Here is a 20,630-nt window from a genome sequence, read left to right as displayed (position 1 = left end):
TCGACGACCGTCGGCCGGTCCGCGCGGATCAGCCCGTGTTCTGCAGGCCGGCCGCGATCCCGTTCACGGTGAGGAGGAGCAGCCGGTGGTCACCGTCCGTCGGGTCCGTGCTGCCCGAGGTGCGGATCGCGCGGAGCGCCCGGAGCTGCAGGTGCGAGAGCGCGTCGACGTAGGGGCTGCGGAGCCGGACGGCGCGGGCGAGGACGGGACGGTCCTCGAGGACGTCGCTCCCGCCCGAGACCCGCAGGACCCACTCGCGCGTGCGGAGCATCTCGTCGAGCACCTTGGCGGCGAGGTCGTCACGGTCGGCGAGCTCGAGGTACCGACGGGCGATGTGCTCATCGGTCTTCGCGAGGGACATCTCGACGTTCTTGATCATGGCGCCGAACAGGGGCCACTCGGTGTACGCGGTGCGGAGGAGCTCCACGTCGCCCACGGCCTCGAGCGCGGAACCGAGGCCGTACCACCCCGCGAGGTTGATGCGGGCCTGCGTCCACGAGAACACCCACGGGATCGCGCGGAGGTCCTCGAGCGACTCGACGCTCAGCCCGCGGCGGGCCGGGCGGGAGCCGAGCGGCAGGAGACCGATCTCCTCCATCGGGGTCACGCGTGCGAACCACGGGGCGAACCCGTCGGCCTTCACCAGGCCGTAGAAGGCCTCGCGCGAGACGTCGTCGAGCTGCTGCGCCAGGTCCGCGAAGCGCGTGGCGGCGACGGCGGTGCGGTCCTCGTTCGACGGGGACGACGCGAACAGCGTGGCCGAGGCCATCTGCTCGAGGTGCCGGGCCGCGATGTCCTTGTCGCCGTACTGGGCGAAGATGACCTCACCCTGCTCGGTCAGCTTGAGGCGCCCGTCGATGGAGCCACGGGGCTGCGCGAGCACGGCCTCGTTCGCCGGGCCGCCGCCACGGCCGAGCGAGCCGCCGCGGCCGTGGAACAGCGTCAGCTCGACGTCGTGCTGCTTCGCCCAGTCGGCGATCCGGGCCTGGGCGTCGTAGAGCGCGAGGTTCGCCGAAACCGGGCCGACGTCCTTCGAGGAGTCGGAGTAGCCGAGCATGACCTCGAGTCGCCGACCGGTCGCGGCGAGACGACGCTGGAACGGCTCGGTGCGGACGGCCTCGTCGAGGATGTCGACGCTGGCGTGCAGGTCCGCGAAGGTCTCGAACAGCGGGATCACGTCGAGCACCGGTGCGGCCTCTGGGGACCCGAGCGCGGCGACGGCGAGCTCGTGGACGTTCGCGAGGTCCGCCGCCGACTGCGTGAACGACACGATGTAGCGGTTGGCGGCGCGGACGCCGTAGCGGGCCTGCAGCTCGGCGATCGTGCGGAAGACGGCGAGGACCTCTTCCGTGGTCTCGCTCAGCTCGCCACCGGCGCGGATCTCGGCGAGGGCGTTCCGGTGCACCTGCGAGTGCTGGCGGACCTCGAGCTCGGCGAGGTGGAACCCGAACGTCTCGACCTGCCAGACGAGGTTCTGCAGCTCGCCGTTCGCCGGGCGCGTGGCACCGGCCGCGACGAGCGAGGTCTGGATGGTGCGGAGGTCGGCGAGGAGTGCCTCCGGACCGGGGTAGGCCAGGTCCGCCTCGCCCCGGCGGGTGGCGTCGATGCGGGCGGCGACGAAGAGGAGCGCCCGTCGGTGCGTCTCGTGCGGTGCGCGGACGCCGATGCGCTCGGCGATCCCCGGGTCGAGGGACTCCTGCGCGGCGACGAGCGCGGTCAGGCCGGCGTCGGCCGGGGTCTCGCTCGCGTCGAGCGTGAGGGTGCTGCCGATGCGGGTCGCGGCACGGGACAGCCCGAGCAGGATGTGCTCGGCCGCGATCTCCGCCGCCTGGCGGGTGACGTCCGCGGTCACGTGCGGGTTGCCGTCGCGGTCGCCGCCGATCCAGGTGCCGAAGCGCACGAACGCCGGTGCGGTGACGGGCACCCGGCCGGCGTCGTCGCCGAGCAGTCGGTCGTCGAGCAGGCGGTACACCTGCGGGACGATCTCGAACAGCGTCTGGTCGAACACGCTCATCGCCGTGCGGACCTCGTCGAGCGGGGTCGGCCGGGTCGTGCGGAGCGGCGAGGTGCGCAGGAGCGTGGTGATCTCCTCGAGCAGGCGTCGCTCGTTCTCGGCGAGGGCCGTGGCGTTCGTCGTCCGGTCGCGCTCGTCGATGAGGTCGGTGATGCGCCGCACCGCCGTGGTCACCGCGCGCCGGCGGGCCTCGGTCGGGTGTGCGGTGAGGACCGGGTGGAACCGCAGCTCGCGGAGCCGGGCGGCAGCGGCCTCGTCGCCGAGCTGCTCGACGAGCGAGGCGTAGGTCGCCGGGAACGAGTCACCGGCGAGCCCGCCGTCGTCCCCGCGGTGCCGGAGCACGCGCACGCGGTGGTGCTCCTCGGCGAGGTTCGTCAGGTGGAAGTACGTGGTGAAGGCCTGGGCCACGGCTTCGGCACGCTCGGCGGACAGCTCCGCGACGATGGCCTCGGCCCGGGCGGCCCCGGTGGCCTCGCCACCCTCGTACGCGTCGATGACCGCCGCGCGGAGGCTCTCCACGTCGTGCAGCAGGTCCTCGCCGCCGGTCTCGCGGAGCACCCGTCCGAGCAGCTTGCCGAGGTACCGCACGTCGGAACGCAGGTCGCTGTCGACCGCGCCGCTGACGTCGTCCCGCGCGCGTCCGTGCCGCGTCTGACCGTCGATCGCCGTCATGTGGTCCTTTCCGGGTCGGCCGGGCGCATCGTCCCGGTATCCCAGCAGCGTATCGGCCCACCGGGGACGGTGACGACAACCGTCCGGACGGACCGCCTGCACGCCCGGGACCGGGCCGGGATCAGGTCGGAGCGCTCACGCGGTCGCGGCGACGTCGCCGCCCGCGTGCCCGGCCGCCGGGCGCCGGACGGCGGGGCCGCGCGTCGCGTCGAGCCCGGCGAGCAGACCGCTGTCGAGCCGGTGGGCGAGCTCGACCTCGGCGATCACCCGCTCGCGTTCTCCGGCCGACCACGGGGCGGCGTCGAGCTGCTCCCGGTACGTCCGTTCGAAGGCCCGCGGGTCCGCCACCTGGTCGAAGATGTAGAAGAGGACGCCGTTCGTCTCGAAGCCGAACTGCTCGGCGAGCAGCCCGCCGATCAGCCGTCCGCCGGACAGGTCGCCGAGGCACCGCGTGTAGTGGTGCGCGACGAAGCCGCCGGGCCAGGTGGCCGCGACCTCGTTCAGGCGTCGGACGTAGGCGGTGGTCTCCGGCAGCGGGCACACGAGCTCGGACCAGTCCGGACCGATCAGGTACTCGAGGTCGGCGCGGATGGCCGGCATGCGGGTGAGCTGCGAGGTGACGAACGGGGCCGCCACGGGGTGGTCCGCCATCCGTTCCGCGGCACGCTCGAGGGCGTCGTAGACGAACGCGTACTGTCCGAGCAGCGCCGCGTACTCGGCGACGTCGCAGCGTCCGGCGAGCAGGTCCGGCATGAACCCGACCCCGTCCGTCGAGCCCTGCGTCCGACGGGTGCGGCGGCGCAGCAGCTCGGAGAACGGGGTGACGGTGTCGTCCATGAGGTAAGGCTAACCTCAGTCACCTGCGCGTCAAGCACAGCGCACCCAGAAGTCGAGAGAGGAAGCTCGCACCGATGAGCTCGAAACCCGCACGTCCCCAGCACGTCTTCGTCGTCCAGCGCACCGAACGCCTCTCGCCGCACATGGTCCGCGTCCACCTCGGTGGTCCCGCCTTCGACGCGTTCGTCGGCGCCGCGGACCCGGAGCGGCTCCGCACGACGGACAAGTACGTGAAGCTCCTGCTCGCGAAGCCGTCGCTCGGGCTCACGCCGCCGTACGACCTCGAGTCCCTCCGCGAGAGCCTGCCGAAGCACGACCGCCCGGCACGGCGCACGTACACCGTCCGCGCGGTCGACCACGACGCGCGGACGATCGCCGTCGACTTCGTCGTGCACGGCGACGAGGGCCTCGCCGGACCGTGGGCCGCCTCGGCCGAGCCTGGCGACCTGCTCGCGCTCTCCGGCCCCGGCGGCGGCTACACGCCCTCGGACGACCCGGACGTCACGCACGTGCTGCTCGGCGACGACAGCGCCCTGCCCGCGATCTCCGCCGCGCTCGAGGCGATGGCCGACACCGCCACCGGCGTCGCCCTCGTCGAGGTCGCCGGTCCCGCCGACGAGCAGGCCGTCGCGCACCCGGCCGGGGTCGACCTGCGCTGGCTGCACCGCGACGCCACCGGCGCCCAGCCGGGCACGCTCCTGCTGGAGGCGGCCCGCTCGCTGGAACGCGCCTCCCGGCCGGTGCAGGTGTTCGCGCACGGTGAGCGGACCGCGATGAAGGCGATCCGACGGCTGCTGCAGGACGACTGGGGGCTCGAGAAGTCCGAGATGTCGCTGTCCGCGTACTGGGCGCTCGGCCGTGCCGAGGACCGGTTCCAGGAGGAGAAGCGCGAGCCGATCGGGGTCATCTTCACGGAGTGACCGCGCGTCGCGGTGGCCGGTCGGGAGGCGCGGCTGGCGTCGGTGGGTCGGGATAGCGTTCCGGGCATGGTCGCCCTCTCGTGCTGCGTGCCCGGCTGCGACGCCGGTGCCGACCCCGGGTGGACGGTGCCGGCGGTGCCGCTGTGCGGCACCCACGCCCTGCTCGTGGCCGACGCCGCCGCCGAGCACCCCGGCGTCGAGGACGTGCTCCCCGGCCCGTGTACGGTCTGCGGCGCACGGGTCGGCGTGCGCTTCCCGTCCGGCGCGGTGTGCGCGCGGTGCGAGTGGCGATGGGGTGAGGTACCGGACGGGGACCTCGCACCGCCCCGCGTCGACGTCGTCTACTACCTGCGGATGCGGGACGACTTCGGCGACCGGATCAAGATCGGGACGACCACGAACCCGCGCCAGCGGCTGGCGGCGATCCCGCACCAGGACCTGCTCGGCTTCGAGCGCGGCGACCGGACGCTCGAGCGACGGCGGCACGGGCAGTTCCGGGCGACGCGGTACCCGGGCACCGAGTGGTTCCGGGTGACGCCGGAGTTGCTCGAGCACGTCGCCGTCGTGTCCGCCGGGGTGAGCGACCCGTGGGAGCTGCACGCCCGGTGGACGAGCGAGGCGCTGGCACTGCGCGGCTGACGCCCGGCCGCCCGCGCGTCAGCGCGCGTACGCGTCGACGAACAGGGCGCCGCGGACCTCGCGCAGCGTGTCGACCAGGCGGGCGATCGTCCGGCCGGAGATCCCGGAGACCTCGAGGTCGTACGGCCCGATGGCCTGCAGCCGCCCGGTGCGGACGCGCACGACCTCCCAGCCGACGCCGCGCACCGCCCGGTCCTTCCGGCGGTCGGTCTCCTGCCGGGGCCCGACGTGCTCGAGGCCGTGCCGACCGGTGGAGTCGTACTCGATCGCGACACGGAGCTCCGGCAGGATGACGTCCGGCCACACCTCGACGTGGTCGAAGAAGGGCCGGTCGAGCCGGATCGCGGAGTGGTCGAACGTGAAGGCGAACCGCTCCGCCAGGGCCGCTCGCAGCTCGGCCTCGACCGCGGACGCCGTCGCCGGGGCGCAGACGCTCGTGAACGACTCCCCCGATGGCAGCCGCGGTGTCTTCGGGCAGATCGACCGCGGGACCCCCGCGGCACGGGGCCTGCGGGGTGCTCCCGGGTCCGGGCGTCGAGGACCCGACCGCGAGGACGCGACCGCACCCGCGGGGACGCCCCTGGCCGGGGCCGCCGGCAGGGTCTGCCGACCGGTCACCCGCACCACCCGCTGCGGGGTCGGCACGGCACTCGGCCAGTCCGCGGGCAGCACCGGCCAGCGCTGCGGCTGCGCCTGCACGGCGCACTCGGGGCACCAGACCGACCGGCGCCGTTCACGGCCGGGGCGGGAGCGCTGCTCGGCCGGCGTCGCGACGAACACGTGTCCGACGTCGCACTCCCACGTCAGCAGGACCTCGGCAGCGGGCGGCACCTGACTGAGGACGACACCGTGGTTCCACTCCGGGTGGTACTGCCGGACGAGCACCGGGTACGAGGACCATTCAGCGCGGAACTCGCCCACGGCGTACGGCACCGGGACGCCGCGCGACCACTGTCGGCGGCGCCACCACGCGTCGACGGCTTCGGCCACGCCCTCACGCTAGGCAGCACCACCGACAACCGCCCGACCCGCCCGCGCCGACCACCACGGCGACGGCGACGGGCACGGCCGTCAGCCGGCGAGGGCGTTCCGCACGTACCCGACGATGGCGTTCGCGTGCCCGTGCCCCATGCCGTGCTCGGCCTTCAGCCAGCCGACGACCTCCATGTGCCGGTGGTCGTCCAGCCGGTCGGCGACGAGGTCGAGCCACTCCTGCACCGGGCGACCGTACGTCTTCTCGATGCTCGGGAAGTACGACGCCGGCCCCTTCGGCGTGCTGCCGTCGGCGGCGGGCTCCGGAGCGGTCACGCGGTGTGCGGTCATGGCGTCACGATAGCCCCCGGCGTGCGTCACGGAGCGTCATCCGGGCGGCACGTGTGACGCCGCGTTCCCTCCCGTGCCGGTGTGTTGCGACGGGCGTTGTCGGGGCACGCCGACAGCTCCTACCGTCGCGGCATGACCGACACAACCGAGGCCCCGCCACGGCACGCGACCGACGTCGACGGCGCGACCGGCGCGACCGACGCGAGCCGCGCCTCCCGGCCGGGGACCGACCCGACCATCGACGCGGCCGGACGCGCCGCGCTCGACCGGCCCGTCGTCCCGCTGCGCCACCCACTGCGGTGGATCGCCGCGGCGCTGGTGCTCGTCGTGCTGCTGAACTTCGTCGAGACGCTGTTCACGAACGAGCAGTGGGGCTGGCCCGCCGTCGGGAAGTGGCTGTTCAGCCCGGCCGTCCTGACGGGCCTGCAGCTGACGCTCGTGGCGACAGCCCTCAGCGCGCTGATCAGCTTCGCCGGCGGGATCGTCGTCGCGATCGCACGGCTGTCGCGGAACCCGGTGCTGTCCGGCCTGGCATGGGGGTACGTGTGGCTGTTCCGTTCGGTGCCGCTCATCCTCGTGCTCGTCTTCCTCTACAACCTCGGGTCGCTGTACCCGACGATCGGCATCGGCATCCCGTTCGGCCCGCAGTTCGAGGTCCCCACCGCGAACGTCCTCGGTGACCTGGCGATCGGTGTGATCGGCCTGAGCCTCAGCGAGATCGCGTACGCGTCCGAGATCGTCCGCGCCGGGGTGCTCGCCGTCGACCACGGCCAGCACGAGGCCGCCCAGGCGCTCGGCCTCCCCCGGCGGCGGCAGTTCGTCCGGGTGATCCTCCCGCAGGCGCTCCGCTCGATCGTGCCGGCGTTCGTGAACCAGATCGTCGGGCTGCTCAAGGCGTCGTCGCTGCTGTTCTACGTGTCACTGCTCGACCTGTTCGGCGTCGTGCAGAACCTGTCGAGCACCTACCCGACCGACATCATCCCGCTGCTCGTGGTGGCGACGATCTGGTACCTCGCCCTCACGAGCGCCGTGTCGGTCGCGCAGTACTACGTCGAGCGGTGGACGGCGCGCGGCTCGGTCCGCACGCTGCCGCCGACGCCCCTCCAGCGGCTGCGGTCCGCGGTGCGCCGTGGTTCCGGGCGCGGCCGGGGCGGCCGTCCCGGCGACGGGCCAGGAGGCGCGGGTCGCCGCGCCGACGCAGCCGCGGCCGCGCGTGCGGTCGCCTCCGGTACCTCCACCACGAACGACAGGGCGATCTGATGAGCGCGAGCATCGGCATCCACGGGGCCGTGAAGGCCTTCGGCGAGCACGTCGTCATCGACGGCGTCGACCTGACGCTGCCGTCCGGGAGCGTCACCGTGATCCTCGGCCCGTCCGGGTCCGGCAAGTCGACGCTGCTGCGGGCGATCAACCACCTCGAGCCCCTCGACCGCGGCGTCGTGACCGTCGGCGGCGAGACCATCGGTGTCCGGGTGCGGACCGGCCGCGACGGTGTCCCCCGCTACAAGGAGCTGCCCGAGCGACGCATCCTGCGGCAGCGCTCCCGGATCGGGTTCGTGTTCCAGCACTTCAACCTGTTCCCGCACCTGACGGCCCTCGAGAACGTCGCCGAGGGACCGATCGCCGCGGGCGTCCCCGCCGCCACCGCGAAGGCCCGTGCCCAGAACCTGCTCGAACGGGTCGGCCTTGGCGACCGCGGGGCGACCCGTCCGCGCCAGCTCTCCGGCGGGCAGCAGCAGCGCGTCGCGATCGCCCGCGCGCTGGCGCTCGAGCCCTCGGTCGTGCTCCTCGACGAGCCGACCTCGGCGCTCGACCCGGAGCTGGTCGGCGAGGTGCTCGGCGTGATCGCGGACCTCGCCGCGTCCGGCACGACGCTCGTGATCGTGACGCACGAGGTCGCCTTCGCCCGCGAGGTCGCCGACCACGTCGTGTTCCTCGACCACGGCCGCATCGTCGAGGAGGGCCCGCCCGCGCAGGTCATCGACGACCCGCAGCACCCCCGCACGCGCGACTTCCTGTCCCGCGTCCGCTGACCTCCCCGTTCCGTCCCACCCCACAGCACCCCGACCGATCGCGACCCGATCGCGACCCGATCACGACCCAGGAGAACCATGCCCACTACCACCCCGTCCCGCTGGCGTCACCGCGCCGGCGCCCTCGTCCTCGCCACCGGCGTCGTCGTCGCACTGGCCGGCTGCGCCGCGAACGCCTCGGCCGGCACCTCCACCGATGCCGACGGGACCGTCACGATCGGTGCCCACGCCAACGGCGCGGCGACCGAGACGACGCTCACCGTCGAGGAGGACACGAAGCTCCACGACGAACTCCCGGCCGAGGTCAAGCAGTCCGGCACGCTCACCATCGGCATCGGCGCACTGCCGTCCGGGTTCCCGCCCCTGGCGTTCACCGGCGACGACCAGAAGACGCTGACGGGCTCGGAGCCGGACCTCGGACGGCTCGTCGCCGCGAAGCTCGGGCTGGAGGCCGACGTGCAGAACGCGACCTGGGACAACCTCTTCGTGGGGATCGACAGCGGCAAGTACGACGCGGGCTTCTCGAACATCACCGTCACCGAGCAGCGCAAGGAGAAGTACGACTTCGCGTCGTACCGTCAGGACAACCTCGCGTTCCAGGTGCTCGAGTCGGCCTCGTGGACGTTCGACGGTGACCCGTCCGTCCTCGCCGGGAAGACCGTCGCGGTGAGCTCCGGCACCAACCAGGAGAAGATCCTGCTCGAGTGGCAGAAGCAGCTCCAGGCCGAGGGCAAGGACTTCACCGTCAAGTACTACCCCGACGGCAACGCGATCAAGCTCGCGCTCGACTCGGGGAAGATCGACGCGTACTTCGGTCCGAACCCGACCATCGCGTACCAGAACAAGCAGAGCACGGGCGGCGCGAAGCCGACGAAGACCGCGGGCACGTTCTCCGGCGCGGGCTCGTCGTTGCAGGGTCTGATCGCCGCGACCACGAAGAAGGACAGCGGGCTCGCGAAGCCCGTGGCCGCCGCCATCGACGAGCTGATCGCGGACGGCACCTACGCGAAGTGGCTGCAGGCGTACAACCTCTCGAACGAAGCCGTGAAGAACTCGGACGTGAACCCGGAGGGCCTTCCGCTCGCCAACAGCTGACCCGTGCTCCGTCCGACACCCCCGTGGCCGATCCGGCCGCGGGGGTGTCGTCGTGCGTGGCCCACGGATGCGGCACGGACGCGGCCCCGGAACGACAAGGTCGACGTCGTACGACAGCGACTCCGTCGCCCGTTGCGCACGCGCACATCCGCGGACGCGGGTCAGCGACATGGTCGATGTCGGACGATGACGACGACGTCGCATCGAGTCGGTGGCCCCGCTCATCCGACGCCCCCGCGCGCGACGACCCCCGTCCGGAACACCCGGTGGGACAGCAGCTCGAGAGCGAGGTCCGGGCCGTGCGACGGGAAGAACGGTTCTCCCTCGCCGAGGACCACCGGGAACCGCACCAGGTCGAGTTCGTCGACCAGCTCGTGCTCGAGACCAGGTCCTCCGGCTTCGAGCTGATGGCGTCGCCGGACCCGCCGTCACCGACCTGCGCACCCCATCACGGAGCGAACACGTCGTACGTCTTCCAGCCGTGGAGGGTGCGCTGCGTCACACCCTCCTCACGCCTCGGCCTCCATGGTGCTCGCCCGGCGACCCGAAGGGCCCGCCTGCACCGCACGCGTCGAGACGCGCACGCACGGCGGACGGGAGGCGCGGTGCCAGCCGACACCGCGCCTCCCGTTCGTCGATCAGTCGTGTCTCAGGCCGCGACGGCCGGCGCAGGCGCGCTCGAACCGCATCAACGCGCCGCCGCGGCCGGCACGGCGGCCGACACCGCCTGCCCGGCACGTCGCGCCCACTCCGCCGCGAGCAGCTCGTAGGAGCGCACCCGCGCGGCGTGGTCGTGCGTGATCGTCGTGACGAGGAGCTCGTCCGCTCCCGTCACCCGGCGCAGCGTCTCCAGCTGGTCCGCCACCGACGCTGCGTCGCCGACGAACCGGGTGGCGAGGCGGTCGGCGACCGATGCCGCCCGCGCGTCGTCCAGGGGGTGCTCCCGTGCCCAGGCCGGGGTCGGGTACGCGATCGCCCCGACGCCCGAGCGGATCGAGTGCACCCACTGGGCGTAGCCGAGGGCGAGCTCGGACGCCTCGGCGGTGTCCCGGCCCACGACGACGTCGGCCGACACGATGACGTGCGGGGTGTCGAGGACGCCGGGGCGGAACGCGGCGCGGTACGCCTCGACCGACGCCAGGACGGTGCCCGGCGACGTGTGGTAGTTCGCGCCGTAGGGCAGGCCGAGCGCTCCGGCGGCCCGCGCGCTCGCGCCGCCGGTCGAGCCGTGGATCCAGAGCTCGACGGGGGCGCCGGTGGCGGGCGGTGCCTCGACGACCGCGCCGTCACTCGACCAGGTGCCGGCGAACAGCGCCCGGATCAGGTCGAGCTCGCCCTCGAACCGGTCGACGTCCCCGGGGACCCGGCCGAGCAGCTCCCCCTGCAGCGCGAACCGGCTCCGCGGGGCGATCCGGAAGTCGAACGGTGCCGGGACGAGGAGCCCGTCCACGACCTCGTCCCGGCGCGGCGCGAGGGACGGCGGCTTCGGCGCACCGGGCGCGGGGGCACCGGAGCGGCCGAGCCCGAGGTCGATCCGCGGGCCGTGCAGCGCGGCGAGCGTGCCGAATGTCTCGGCGATCTGCAGCCCCCGGACGTTGCCGACGAGGGTCGCGGCGCTGCCGACCCGGATGGTCGAGGTCGCTGCGGCCACCGCACCGATCACGATCGTCGGCGCACTGCCGGCGACCCCGGGGTTGAGGTGGTGCTCGGCGAGCCAGTACCGGGCGTAGCCGGCGCGCTCGGCGTGCTGCGCGAGGTCGATGGTGCGGTGGAGGGCCTCGGCGGGCGTCGACCCGGCGCTGACCGGGACGAGGTCGAGGACCGACAGGGGGACGGTCGTCATGCGAGCACCCCCGACCGCTCGCCAGACCGGACCGTCCCGGGCAGGCCGAGTGTCTCGCGGAGGGTCGCACCGTCCTCGTAGGACTGCCGGTACACCCCGCGCTCCTGCAGCAGCGGGACGACCGTGTCGACGAACTCGTCGAGGCCGTACGGGTTGGTGTGCGGGACCACGACGAAGCCGTCCGTCGCACGTTCCTGGACGTACCGGTCGATCTCGGCGGCGATGTGGGACGGCGTCCCGACGAACCCACCGCGCGTCGACACCGCGATGACGAGCTCGCGGATGGAGAGGTGCTCGGCCTCGGCGCGGTCGCGCCACGACCGCACGAGTGCCGGCACGTCCCGGGTGTGCCGTGCGCGGCCGCGGGTGATCGCGGCGCCCTCGAGGTCCGGCTCGACGTCGGGCAGCGGACCGTCGACGTCGTAGGCGGACAGGTCGCGGTTCCAGACCTGCTCGAGGAACGCGATGGCCGTGGCCGGGCTGACCTGGGCGCGTCGGACGGCCCGTGCCCGCTCGTCCGCCTCGGCCGGGGTGGCTCCGATGACGAAGGTGGCGCCCGGCATGACGAGCAGCTCGTCCTCCGACCGACCGACCCGCTCGAGTCGTCCGGTGACGTCGCGGTAGAAGCCCTGGGCGTCGTGGAACTCGGTGTGCAGCGAGAAGATCACCTCGGCGTGCGCCGCGGCGAGGTCGCGCCCCTCGTCGGAGTCCCCGGCCTGCACGACCACCGGCCGCCCCTGCGGGCTCCGGGGCACCGGGAACGTCCCGGTCACGTCGAACTGCGGCCCGTGGTGGTCGACGTCGCGGATCCGGGAGCGGTCGGCGAACACGGCCGAGGCCACGACGGCGTCGGACTCCCACGAGTCCCAGAGCTCGCGGGACAGCTCGATGAACTCCGCCGCCCGCGTGTACCGGTCGGCGCGGTCCAGGAACCCGCCACGACGGAAGTTCGCGCCGTGGAACGCGTCCGAGCTGGTCACGACGTTCCACCCCGCGCGCCCGTCCGTGAGGTGGTCGAGCGTTGCGAGCTGCTTCGCGAGCTCGACGGGTTCGTTGAACGTGGTCTGCAGCGTGCCGACGAGCCCGATGTGCTCGGTGACCCCGGCGAGGGCGGCGAGGATCGCGAGCGTGTTCGGGCGCCCGACGACGTCGAGGTCGTGGATGCGGCCCTTCTGCTCGCGGAGCCGCAGCCCCTCGGCGAGGAACAGGTAGTCGAACAACCCGCGCTCGACGTTCCGGGCGAAGTGCTCGAAGGACGAGAACGCGATCTGGCTCTCGGCGCGGTCGTCGCTCCAGATCGTGGTGTTGTTGACGCCCGGGAAGTGGGCGGCGAGGTGGACCTGACGCTTGGCGCTCATGCTGAGACCCCCTGGGCAGTCGTCGTGCGGGTGTACCGGCTGACGGCCGGTGCGATGCCGAGCCTCGTGCGGAGGTCGGCGGTCGGGCGGGAGGCGACGTCCGCGCGGAGGCCCGCGGTGACCAACGCCGGCACGAGCTGCCGGGCGATCGCGGTGCTGTCGACCGGGATGCGCAGCGGACGGAGCCGGGCGCCCGCGTACCCGAGCGTGCCCAGGTCAGCGATGAGGGCGACGAGGTCGGCGACCGTCGTCGCGAGGACCGAGGTGTCCGAGCCGGTACCGATCGCGTACGGCGCGCCGGCGGCCGCGTCGAGTGCGGCGAGCTCGTCCTCGGCCTCGGCCGTCGACGACCCGATGAGCACCGCGAGGTCTGCGAGGACCGGACGGCGGACGTCCGACCCTGCCGCCTGCTCGAGGTGACGGACCTCGTCGATCAGGTCCCGCGCCTCCCGGCCGGCGAAGCCGGGGGTGACCAGGACGACGTCCGCGACGTCGACGGCGAAGGCGGCCGCGTCCGCGCGGTGTGCCAGCGAGAAGACCGGCGGACGGCCCTGCGGCGACCGCGGCACGATCGACGCGCCGTGGACCGAGACGAAGGACCCCTCGAACTCGGCGTTGTGGATGCGGTCGCGGTCGATGAAGCGGCCGGTGGTGACGTCGCGGATGATGGCGTCGTCGTCCCAGCTGTCCCAGAGGCGGGAGACGACCTCGGCGACCTCGCGTGCCTCGGCGAAGAGGACGGACGCGTCGTCGCCGCCGGGACGTCGCCCGAAGAGCGCTGCTTCGCGGGGCGTCGGGCTCACCTGGATCCGCCACCCGGCTCGCCCCTGCGAGACGTGGTCGAGGGTCTGGAGGCCCGTGGCGACGTGGAACGGTTCGGTGTGCGTCACCGAGACGGTCGGCACCAACCCGAGGGCGCGGGTCGCTGGTGCGACCGCGTTCGCGACGAGGAGGGCGTCGAGGCGGCCGACGACCGTGCTCGTGTCGAGCTCGCCGGCCGCGTCCACCGGACCGGCGGTGAAGGAGTCCTCGATCGTCACGGCGTCGATGCCGAGCCGGTCCTGCTCGACGACGACGTCGCGCCAGTGCCGGAGGCTGGTGAGTCGCTTGGCAGCCGGACCGGCGGTGCGCCAGGCGGCGGGGTGCCAGCCGGCGCCCTGCAGGGCGGTGACGAGGGTGGTGCGGTCGGGCATGGAGTGCGCTTCCTAGTGAGAGTGGGATTCCGAGGGAGCCGCGGCGTCGGCGCCGAACTTGAAGCCGAGGCGGCCGTGGGCGAACCCGCCGCCGGCGCGGATGGCCGTGGCGACCCAGGCGGCCTCGGCGAGCTCGGCCTCGTTCGCGCCGGCCGTGACCGCGCGCTGGCTGTGGCCGTCGATGCAGTAGACGCACTGCGTGGTGATGCTGACCGCCAGTGCGATGAGCTCCCGGTACTTCAGCGGGATCTCGCGCCCCTCGGCCCGGAACACCGACTCGTCGAACTGCACGAAGGCCGAGAGGATGTCCGGGGTCTGCTGCTTGTAGACCTTCGTGAAGGTCTTGTCGTGCTCGCGGTCGAGGTAGTCGGTCATGTCGGCGACGCTACGTCCGACCGTGCTCCGGGGCGACGGGTGTTGCGGAGCGTGACCGGGCGTTGCCCCGTGTGACGTGGTGTCTGCGAGGTCGGCGCCGCGTGGCGTCACCGGGCGTCATGCGCGGGGTGGGGTGGGGTGGGTGGTGCGGGGGCGGGCGGGGTGGGGAGTGCGGGCAGGCGGGGTGGGGCGGCGGGCCGGAGCGGCGGGCAGGGGTCTGGACGCCGCGCCGCACGGTGCGACCTCCGCCACCCCGTGCGAGCTTGCACGCTGGGTGCGCCGCTACAAGCCAGCACCGAGCGATCAGCCTCGCACCCAGTGAACGAGCCCGCACGGTGCGAACCGCCCCACCGCCGCGCCGCACGGTGCGACGCCCGCCACTCCGTGCGAGCTTGCCCGCCCCGTGCCCCGCTACAACCCCGCACCGAGCGATCAGCCTCGCACCCGGTGAACGAGCACGCACCGTGCGAACCGCCACACCGCCTCGCCGCACGGTGCGACGTCCGCCACTCCGTGCGAGCTTGCCCGCCCCGTGCGCCGCTACAAGCTCGCACCAAGCGGGCAACCCCGCACCCACGGAACAAACTCGCACCGTGCGAGGCACACCCGCGTACGAGCAGCCCGGGGTCACCACACGATGCGGGCGAACTCCTCGCGCAGACGCCGGGCGCGCCCCGGGTGCACCTGCTCGACCCAGCCGATCCGTCCGAGCAGGTGTGCCCGGAAGTCGGGGTGCCCGGCACGGTCCTGCGACGCCGGGCCGTGCTCGGCGGCGTTGTGCAGGATCGCGTGCAGCCGGTCCACCTCGCGCCGACCGGGAGACGTCCGCTCGTTGACGACGACCCCGGTGACCGACTGTCGCGAGCCCCGTCGCCGCACCCGGGTCTTCGACGGGTTCAGCCGGAGTCCCTGCTCGGTGACGATCCGGTCGACGCCGCGCAGGAAGGCGTCCGGTCGTGCAGCGAGTCGGTCGTCCCCGCTGAACGTCAGGTCGTCGGCGTACCGCGTGTAGACCGCGCCGACCGAAGCCGCCCACCCGGCGAGGCGGGCGTCGAGGTGTCGCAGCGCGGTGTTGGCCAGGGCGGGTGAGGTCGGTGCGCCCTGGGGCAGGTGCGCCTCGCGGAGCATGCTGCGGAGCACCTGGCGCTCCTCGGGCGTCCCGCCGTCCGGCATCGCGCTGAGCACGTGCACGGGCACCCGGTTCGTGCAGACCCCGGTGAGCACGTGCGCGAGCGGCTCCGCGAAGCCCGCGGTGCGGAAGACGCCGTACACGGTGGGAGCGGTGACGCTCGCGAAGAACGACGTCAGGTCGGCGGTGACGACGACCTGCTGTCCGGTGTGCAGCGCGGCCCCGGTGACGACGCTGCGACCGCCGACGAAGCCGTGCGCCGCGTCGTGCACGGGCAGGGCGGTGAGGAGCTCGTCGAGGATCGTCCGCTGCGTGCGCCGGAGCAAGTCCATCGGCTTCTCGAGCAGGCGGGGCGTCCGACCCGGGCGACGAACCCACTCGTGCCGGTGGTGGTGCAGCGGGCTCGAGGCACCCGCCCGGCGGTTCCATCCGCGGGTGTCCGCGAGCCAGAGCAGCCTGCCGACGGTCAGGTCGAGCTCCCGTGCCAGCTCCGGGAGGGTGTCGACGAGCAGTCGGCTCGTGGTCTCCGGCCGGGCCCGGACCGCGGTCGCCCGACGCACGAGGACCCGCACCGGACGACGGGCCTCGCGGGCGCGGTGCAGCTCGGCGAGGCGCGGCGACGCCTCGAGCACCGCCGCGAGCTGCCGGGGTGCGTCGACCGGTGGCCGCGGGTAGGCGGCGAAGGCCGCGGCGACAGCGAGTCCGACGTAGGCGCGCTCGACGCCGACCACGGCCCAGCCGGCGGCGGTCAGGTCGTCCGGTCGCCAGTGTTCGGCGGCGAGGAACGCGTCGGCGAGGGCGCCGGCGACGACGGTGAGGGGCGTGGGGTTCCCGGAGGACCCGTCGGTGCCTCCGTGCGGCGTCGCGCGCGGAGCGCGCCGTCCCGCTCGGGGCGTGTCGTCCTGCTGGTCCTGCGTGCCCCGGGGTGACCCCGGAGAGGTCGACGCGTCACGCGCGTCGGCCGCCTCCCCCGGGAACTCCACGCGCTCACCCTACGGCGACCCGCTGACGGACGGGAGGCGCGGGTCGGGCCCGCCCCGCGCCTCCCGTCCGCACGCCGCGGGTGCGTAGGGTCGGGACGTGCCCTCGTTCTTCCTGACCCACGCCGAGGTGGTCGTCGACCCGGCGCGTCCGATCGAGTCGTGGGGGCTGTCCGCCGCGGGTCGGGAGCGCGCCGCCTGTGCCGCCGCGGTGGCCTGGGCCCCGGGGGTCGGTCGCATCGTGTTGAGCACCGAGCAGAAGGCGATCGACACGGCCGGGATCCTCGCGGCGGCGGTGGGGGTCGTCCCCTCGACGGACGCCGCCCTCGGCGAGATCGACCGGAGCGCCACCGGTCACCTGCCGTTCGACGAGTTCGAGGGTGTCGTCGACGCGTTCTTCGCCGCGCCGGAGGTGTCGGTCCGCGGGTGGGAGCGTGCCGTCGACGCCCGGGCGCGCATCGTCCGTGCCGTCCGGGCGCTGGCAGACGACGGCGACGTGACGATCGTGTCGCACGGTGCGGTCGGAGCGCTGCTGCTGGCGGATCTGCGGGGCGTCCCGGTCTCCCGTGCGCTCGACCAGCCGGGCATGGGCAGCGTGTTCTCGTTCGACCCGGTTACGTGGCGTGCCACGAGCGGGTGGGTTCGGGTCGAGGCGCCCTGACGGGTCCGGGGGTCCGGGGGTCCGGGGGCCGGGGGCCGGGGGTCCGCTGCCGCCGACGCGCGTGCTGACGCCGAACGACAACGTCGACGTCGTACGACAGCGGGCTCGTCGCAACCTGGCGTGCGCAACACCCCGCGCACGCAATCAACGACCGCACCGACGTCGTACGACAGCGGGCTCGTCGCAACCTGGCGTGCGCAACACCCCGCGCACGCAATCAACGACTGCACCGACGTCGTACGACACCGACGATGTCGTACGGAGTCCGCGCCCCCGCGCCCCGCGTCAGGCCGGCAGGCGCTCCCCGGCCTCGACGGCGACGTCGAGCCGGTTCTCCGCGGGAGGCAGCGGGCACGTCGCGTGCGGGGTGTAGGCGCACGGCAGGTTCGTCGCCCGGTTGAAGTCGATCGTCGTGCGGCCGGTGGCGTCCGGTGCCGGTACGTCGAGGCTCCGCGTCGCGGCGTACGTCGTCACGCCCGAGGTCCGGTCGGTGAACAGCACGAGCAGCCCGTCGCCGTACCCGTTGAACGCCGTGAGCGCGCGCGGCCCGTCGAGCTCGAACCGCAGCACACCCGGCACGGTGTACACGTGCTGGAGCCCGTCGACGACCGATCCCACCGTGACCTCGCGCGGCTCGTCGAACGGCTCGAACCGTGCCTCGACGGCGAACGCGGGGTCTGGCGCGTACGCCGGTGTGCCCCGGTAGGACACGCGGAGCGGCGCCGAGGGACGCCGCGGCCGGACGATGTCGCTGCCGCCGCGCCGCGCGACCTCGATGACGACGGACTCGTCACCGTCGTGCCACACCACGTCGACGCCGGACCGCTCGGCGAGCGACCCGAACCGGTGGGTGCCGGTCACGACCTGTCCGTCGACCTCGATCGACTGCCCCGGGTCGAGCGCCACCACCGGCCCGTCCTCGGAGGTCGACCAGGCGCCGGGTGCGTCCTCGAACCGTTCGGGCTCGGCCTGCAGCCACCGGATGCTCGTGATCGCGAGGAACCCGTGCTCGCTGGCCCGGGCTGCCTCGTGGGCGTCGTGCCAGGTCGTCCAGGCGGTGGCGAAGTCGGGAGCGGTCGTCGCGGTCGTCATGCAGCGAACCTACGGCGTCCTGGTCGCCGCCGCGACGCGGCCCGTGACGACAGTGCCGTCCTGGAGGCACGCCCCGCCTGCCCGACGCACGTCGCTCACCAGGGATGGCTGATGCTGCGGGCCTGCACCGAGCCTCCCGTCCGCTGCCGCGCCGTCGGGACCGGAGCCGCTGTCGTGAGGCTCCGCGCGATCGCGGAGCACGCCGCGCCGCGTGCGACGGCCACGACGCCGGCGGTGGAGAACGCGACCTCGGCGAACGGCCCACGTGGCAATCGGTCGCGGAGTCGTGAGCGGACCGCGTCGAGGAACCGCTCACCACCGAGGACCGCTGCGCTGCCGCCGATCGTGACCCGCGGCACGTCGAGGAGCTCGACCACGTGTGCGAGCGCCGAGCCGAGCGCCGACCCGCCCTCGGCGACGAGGCCGGCAGCGGCTGGCTCCCGACACATCCGGGCGTAGGCGGCGCGGACGGCCGCGGCGTCGTCGGACGCGACCTCGGCGTCGAGGACCCCCGCGGACACGGCGCGCCGGACCTGCTGCAGCGGTTGGCACGCCTCACACACCGCGGTCCACCGACCGTGGGCGAACACCGGCATGCCGCCGAACTCCCCCGCGTTCCCGGTCGAGCCCCGGACGACCTCGCCCGAGGCCACCGCGGCAGCACTGACCCCGCTGCCGAGGTGCACCGCCACCAGGTCCTCGGGCTCCGGCGTCGTCCAGGCCTCACCGAACGCCCCGGCGATGGCGTCCTTCTCGAGGTGGACCGCGGCGCCCGTGCGTTCGACGAGCTCGAGGGCGAGCGGGTACTCGGACCACGGGCGCAGCTGGGCGGGCGTCCCGAGCCGTTCGGAGACGGTGTCGATCGGACCGGGAACGGCCACCGTGACCCCGTCCACGGTCCGCCCCGGAGCCTCGGCCCGGAGGCGTCCGATCGCGGCGGCCATCGCGTCGACCACCGCTGCAGGAGCCGTGTGCGCCGCGATGTCGTGGTGCTCGGCCGCGAGCACGGTCCCCGTGAGGTCGACGAGCACGACCTCGAACGCGGCGGGATCGAGGTGCACGCCGATCCCCGTCCGCGCCGACGGCACCACGGCGAGCGCCCGCTCCCCGTCCTCGCGCACGAGTCCCTCGGCCACGAGCCGCGCGGCGATGTTCGAGACGGTCTGGGCGCTGAGTCCGGTGCTGCGGGCGAGGGCGACGCGGTGGAGCGGGCCGGAGCGGCGGACGAGGTCGAGCACGAGGGCGCGGTTGCGCGTCCCGACGTCGGCGATGTTCGTCCCGCCGTGGGGCGTTCCACCATGCAGCACGGTGTGCCGAGATGGTTGACGGGGCTGCTCCATGCTCCCTAGCATCCTTGCCCGAGAGGTTTTGTCAATCGATTGGATTGAACCGATCCCGTCGGGCGGACCTCGAGTTCGACCGAGGCCACGACGAGGTGGCCCGGGATCCGAGAGGACGCTCGTGACGACGACGACACGAACTGGGACCGCAGCACCTCCGAGGCCGACGACCCGCAGCATCACCACCGCGGGTTCCGGCCGACGCCACCGCGAGAAGCGCCCGTGGACCGCTGCCGAGAAGCGCCGTCTGCGGATCGGGCTCGCGTTCGTGTCCCCGTGGATCGTCGGCGTGCTCGTGTTCATCGGGTACCCGCTCGTGTACTCGTTCGCGATCAGCCTCACCCGGTACTCGGGCATGCAGGGCGCGACCTGGGTCGGGTTGGGCAACTACGTCGCAGCGTTCATCGACCCGCTGGTCCACACCGCGGTGGGCAACACGGTGTTCTACGCGGTGATCGCGGTGCCGGTCGGCATCGTGGTGGCGATCATCATCGCGATCGCCATGAACCAGGACGTCCGCGAGATCAGCTGGTACCGGACGGCGCTGTACATTCCGTCGCTCATCCCGACGTTCGCGCTCGCGTTCATCTTCGTCGTGCTGGTGAACCCGCAGACCGGGCTCGTGAACCAGGCGCTCAAGCTCGTGGGCGTGCCGGCGACGAACCTGCTCGGCGACCCGACGACGGCGAAGCTCGTCATCATCGCCCTCGCCCAGATGGGTGCCGGCAACGCGGCGCTGATCTTCCTCGCCGGCATGCGGGGCATCCCGAAGACGCTCTACGAGGCCGCGCGCGTGGACGGCGCGGGTCCGGTGCGGCAGTTCTTCGCGCTGACGCTGCCGCTGCTCTCCCCCGTGATCTTGTTCAACCTCATCACCGGGATCAGCAACGGCCTGCAGGTCTTCACCGAGGCGTACGTGATCTCGTCCGGGACGGGAGGCCTCGGGTCGCCGGACAACGGGACGTTGTTCTACATGCTGTACCTCTACAAGAACGCGTTCAGCTACGCGCAGCTCGGGTTCGCGAGCGCGATGGCCGTCCTGCTGTTCCTCGCCGGGATGCTCCTGTCGGGGCTCGTCTACTGGCTGTCCAAGCGGTTCGTGAACTACGACGTGACCGGGGAGTGA

Annotated in this window: 19 protein-coding genes; 7 read left to right on the top strand and 12 right to left on the bottom strand. The window is 73.4% G+C overall.

Features of this window, described 5'->3' with window-relative positions; genetic code table 11:
- Window positions 1-28: 28 nt before the first annotated feature.
- Window positions 29-2,686 carry a phosphoenolpyruvate carboxylase gene (locus ACQXVK_RS15900; protein WP_430854219.1) on the bottom strand — a complete coding sequence of 886 codons (2,658 nt, stop codon included), beginning with the start codon at window positions 2,684-2,686 and terminating at the stop codon, window positions 29-31.
- A 135-nt stretch (window positions 2,687-2,821) separates the two neighbouring features.
- Entirely contained in the window at window positions 2,822-3,523 is a 702-nt protein-coding gene (locus tag ACQXVK_RS15895) for a heme oxygenase (biliverdin-producing) (protein ID WP_022907238.1), read from the bottom strand.
- A 74-nt stretch (window positions 3,524-3,597) separates the two neighbouring features.
- On the opposite strand from ACQXVK_RS15895, the gene ACQXVK_RS15890 reads away from it, so the two are divergent.
- On the top strand, window positions 3,598-4,443 hold the full coding sequence (locus tag ACQXVK_RS15890) for a siderophore-interacting protein (protein WP_430854218.1): 846 nt from the start codon (window positions 3,598-3,600) through the stop codon (window positions 4,441-4,443).
- 66 nt (window positions 4,444-4,509) lie between these two features.
- Window positions 4,510-5,082, top strand: a complete 573-nt coding sequence (locus ACQXVK_RS15885) for a GIY-YIG nuclease family protein (RefSeq protein ID WP_430854217.1) — start codon at window positions 4,510-4,512, stop codon at window positions 5,080-5,082.
- 18 nt (window positions 5,083-5,100) lie between these two features.
- On the opposite strand, the gene ACQXVK_RS15880 is transcribed toward ACQXVK_RS15885, so the two are convergent.
- Window positions 5,101-6,072 carry a hypothetical protein gene (locus ACQXVK_RS15880; RefSeq protein ID WP_430854216.1) on the bottom strand — a complete coding sequence of 324 codons (972 nt, stop codon included), beginning with the start codon at window positions 6,070-6,072 and terminating at the stop codon, window positions 5,101-5,103.
- Window positions 6,073-6,153: 81 nt separating this feature from the next.
- Window positions 6,154-6,405 carry a DUF4287 domain-containing protein gene (locus tag ACQXVK_RS15875; protein WP_430854215.1) on the bottom strand — a complete coding sequence of 84 codons (252 nt, stop codon included), beginning with the start codon at window positions 6,403-6,405 and terminating at the stop codon, window positions 6,154-6,156.
- A gap of 132 nt (window positions 6,406-6,537) precedes the next feature.
- On the opposite strand from ACQXVK_RS15875, the gene ACQXVK_RS15870 reads away from it, so the two are divergent.
- The 3 genes from ACQXVK_RS15870 (at window position 6,538) to ACQXVK_RS15860 (ending at window position 9,533) form a co-directional block, all read left to right on the top strand.
- Window positions 6,538-7,665: an amino acid ABC transporter permease gene (locus tag ACQXVK_RS15870; protein ID WP_430854214.1), complete on the top strand. Its 1,128-nt coding sequence runs from the start codon at window positions 6,538-6,540 to the stop codon at window positions 7,663-7,665.
- Window positions 7,665-8,438, top strand: a complete 774-nt coding sequence (locus tag ACQXVK_RS15865; RefSeq protein ID WP_430854213.1) for an amino acid ABC transporter ATP-binding protein — start codon at window positions 7,665-7,667, stop codon at window positions 8,436-8,438. Before ACQXVK_RS15870 ends, ACQXVK_RS15865 begins: the two co-directional genes overlap by 1 nt.
- 78 nt (window positions 8,439-8,516) lie before the next feature.
- Entirely contained in the window at window positions 8,517-9,533 is a 1,017-nt protein-coding gene (locus tag ACQXVK_RS15860) for an ABC transporter substrate-binding protein (protein WP_430854212.1), read from the top strand.
- A 221-nt stretch (window positions 9,534-9,754) separates the two neighbouring features.
- On the opposite strand, the gene ACQXVK_RS15855 is transcribed toward ACQXVK_RS15860, so the two are convergent.
- From ACQXVK_RS15855 to ACQXVK_RS15830, 6 genes are all read right to left on the bottom strand, one after another.
- Complete coding sequence (locus ACQXVK_RS15855; RefSeq protein ID WP_430854241.1) at window positions 9,755-9,904, bottom strand: hypothetical protein; 150 nt, start codon at window positions 9,902-9,904, stop codon at window positions 9,755-9,757.
- Window positions 9,905-10,221: 317 nt separating this feature from the next.
- Window positions 10,222-11,376 carry an LLM class flavin-dependent oxidoreductase gene (locus ACQXVK_RS15850; RefSeq protein ID WP_430854211.1) on the bottom strand — a complete coding sequence of 385 codons (1,155 nt, stop codon included), beginning with the start codon at window positions 11,374-11,376 and terminating at the stop codon, window positions 10,222-10,224.
- The gene (locus ACQXVK_RS15845) at window positions 11,373-12,734 is read right to left on the bottom strand and encodes an NtaA/DmoA family FMN-dependent monooxygenase (RefSeq protein WP_430854210.1); all 1,362 of its coding nucleotides are present in this window, start codon (window positions 12,732-12,734) and stop codon (window positions 11,373-11,375) included. Before ACQXVK_RS15845 ends, ACQXVK_RS15850 begins: the two co-directional genes overlap by 4 nt.
- Window positions 12,731-13,927: an LLM class flavin-dependent oxidoreductase gene (locus ACQXVK_RS15840; RefSeq protein ID WP_430854209.1), complete on the bottom strand. Its 1,197-nt coding sequence runs from the start codon at window positions 13,925-13,927 to the stop codon at window positions 12,731-12,733. Before ACQXVK_RS15840 ends, ACQXVK_RS15845 begins: the two co-directional genes overlap by 4 nt.
- 12 nt (window positions 13,928-13,939) lie before the next feature.
- On the bottom strand, window positions 13,940-14,302 hold the full coding sequence (locus tag ACQXVK_RS15835; protein ID WP_430854208.1) for a carboxymuconolactone decarboxylase family protein: 363 nt from the start codon (window positions 14,300-14,302) through the stop codon (window positions 13,940-13,942).
- Window positions 14,303-14,929: 627 nt separating this feature from the next.
- The gene (locus ACQXVK_RS15830; RefSeq protein WP_430854207.1) at window positions 14,930-16,414 is read right to left on the bottom strand and encodes a reverse transcriptase domain-containing protein; all 1,485 of its coding nucleotides are present in this window, start codon (window positions 16,412-16,414) and stop codon (window positions 14,930-14,932) included.
- 97 nt (window positions 16,415-16,511) lie between these two features.
- Between ACQXVK_RS15830 and ACQXVK_RS15825 the strand changes: the two genes are divergently transcribed.
- On the top strand, window positions 16,512-17,072 hold the full coding sequence (locus ACQXVK_RS15825; protein ID WP_430854206.1) for a histidine phosphatase family protein: 561 nt from the start codon (window positions 16,512-16,514) through the stop codon (window positions 17,070-17,072).
- Between the two features lie 285 nt (window positions 17,073-17,357).
- Here the strand turns inward: ACQXVK_RS15825 and ACQXVK_RS15820 are convergent, their stop codons facing one another.
- Together ACQXVK_RS15820 and ACQXVK_RS15815 are read right to left on the bottom strand one after the other, a co-directional pair.
- Window positions 17,358-18,164: a DUF1684 domain-containing protein gene (locus ACQXVK_RS15820; protein ID WP_430854205.1), complete on the bottom strand. Its 807-nt coding sequence runs from the start codon at window positions 18,162-18,164 to the stop codon at window positions 17,358-17,360.
- Between the two features lie 95 nt (window positions 18,165-18,259).
- The gene (locus ACQXVK_RS15815; protein WP_430854204.1) at window positions 18,260-19,471 is read right to left on the bottom strand and encodes an ROK family transcriptional regulator; all 1,212 of its coding nucleotides are present in this window, start codon (window positions 19,469-19,471) and stop codon (window positions 18,260-18,262) included.
- 154 nt (window positions 19,472-19,625) lie between these two features.
- Here ACQXVK_RS15815 and ACQXVK_RS15810 point away from each other — a divergent pair, with 154 nt between their 5' ends.
- Entirely contained in the window at window positions 19,626-20,630 is a 1,005-nt protein-coding gene (locus ACQXVK_RS15810; RefSeq protein WP_402262399.1) for a carbohydrate ABC transporter permease, read from the top strand.

The sequence above is a fragment of the Curtobacterium sp. AB451 genome (assembly GCF_050585845.1).
Classification (GTDB): Bacteria; Actinomycetota; Actinomycetes; order Actinomycetales; family Microbacteriaceae; genus Curtobacterium.
Note: the sequence above shows the minus strand (reverse complement) of the source record. Positions and strands in the feature narration are given on the sequence as shown.

Bases quoted from the DNA above. Each gene is read 5' to 3' on its own strand.
- ACQXVK_RS15900 (WP_430854219.1), bottom strand. From the start codon at position 2,686: ATGACGGCGATCGACGGTCAGACGCGGCACGGACGCGCGCGGGACGAC.
- ACQXVK_RS15895 (WP_022907238.1), bottom strand. From the start codon at position 3,523: ATGGACGACACCGTCACCCCGTTCTCCGAGCTGCTGCGCCGCCGCACC.
- ACQXVK_RS15890 (WP_430854218.1), top strand. From the start codon at position 3,598: ATGAGCTCGAAACCCGCACGTCCCCAGCACGTCTTCGTCGTCCAGCGC.
- ACQXVK_RS15885 (WP_430854217.1), top strand. From the start codon at position 4,510: ATGGTCGCCCTCTCGTGCTGCGTGCCCGGCTGCGACGCCGGTGCCGAC.
- ACQXVK_RS15875 (WP_430854215.1), bottom strand. From the start codon at position 6,405: ATGACCGCACACCGCGTGACCGCTCCGGAGCCCGCCGCCGACGGCAGC.
- ACQXVK_RS15870 (WP_430854214.1), top strand. From the start codon at position 6,538: ATGACCGACACAACCGAGGCCCCGCCACGGCACGCGACCGACGTCGAC.
- ACQXVK_RS15865 (WP_430854213.1), top strand. From the start codon at position 7,665: ATGAGCGCGAGCATCGGCATCCACGGGGCCGTGAAGGCCTTCGGCGAG.
- ACQXVK_RS15860 (WP_430854212.1), top strand. From the start codon at position 8,517: ATGCCCACTACCACCCCGTCCCGCTGGCGTCACCGCGCCGGCGCCCTC.
- ACQXVK_RS15850 (WP_430854211.1), bottom strand. From the start codon at position 11,376: ATGACGACCGTCCCCCTGTCGGTCCTCGACCTCGTCCCGGTCAGCGCC.
- ACQXVK_RS15845 (WP_430854210.1), bottom strand. From the start codon at position 12,734: ATGAGCGCCAAGCGTCAGGTCCACCTCGCCGCCCACTTCCCGGGCGTC.
- ACQXVK_RS15840 (WP_430854209.1), bottom strand. From the start codon at position 13,927: ATGCCCGACCGCACCACCCTCGTCACCGCCCTGCAGGGCGCCGGCTGG.
- ACQXVK_RS15835 (WP_430854208.1), bottom strand. From the start codon at position 14,302: ATGACCGACTACCTCGACCGCGAGCACGACAAGACCTTCACGAAGGTC.
- ACQXVK_RS15820 (WP_430854205.1), bottom strand. From the start codon at position 18,164: ATGACGACCGCGACGACCGCTCCCGACTTCGCCACCGCCTGGACGACC.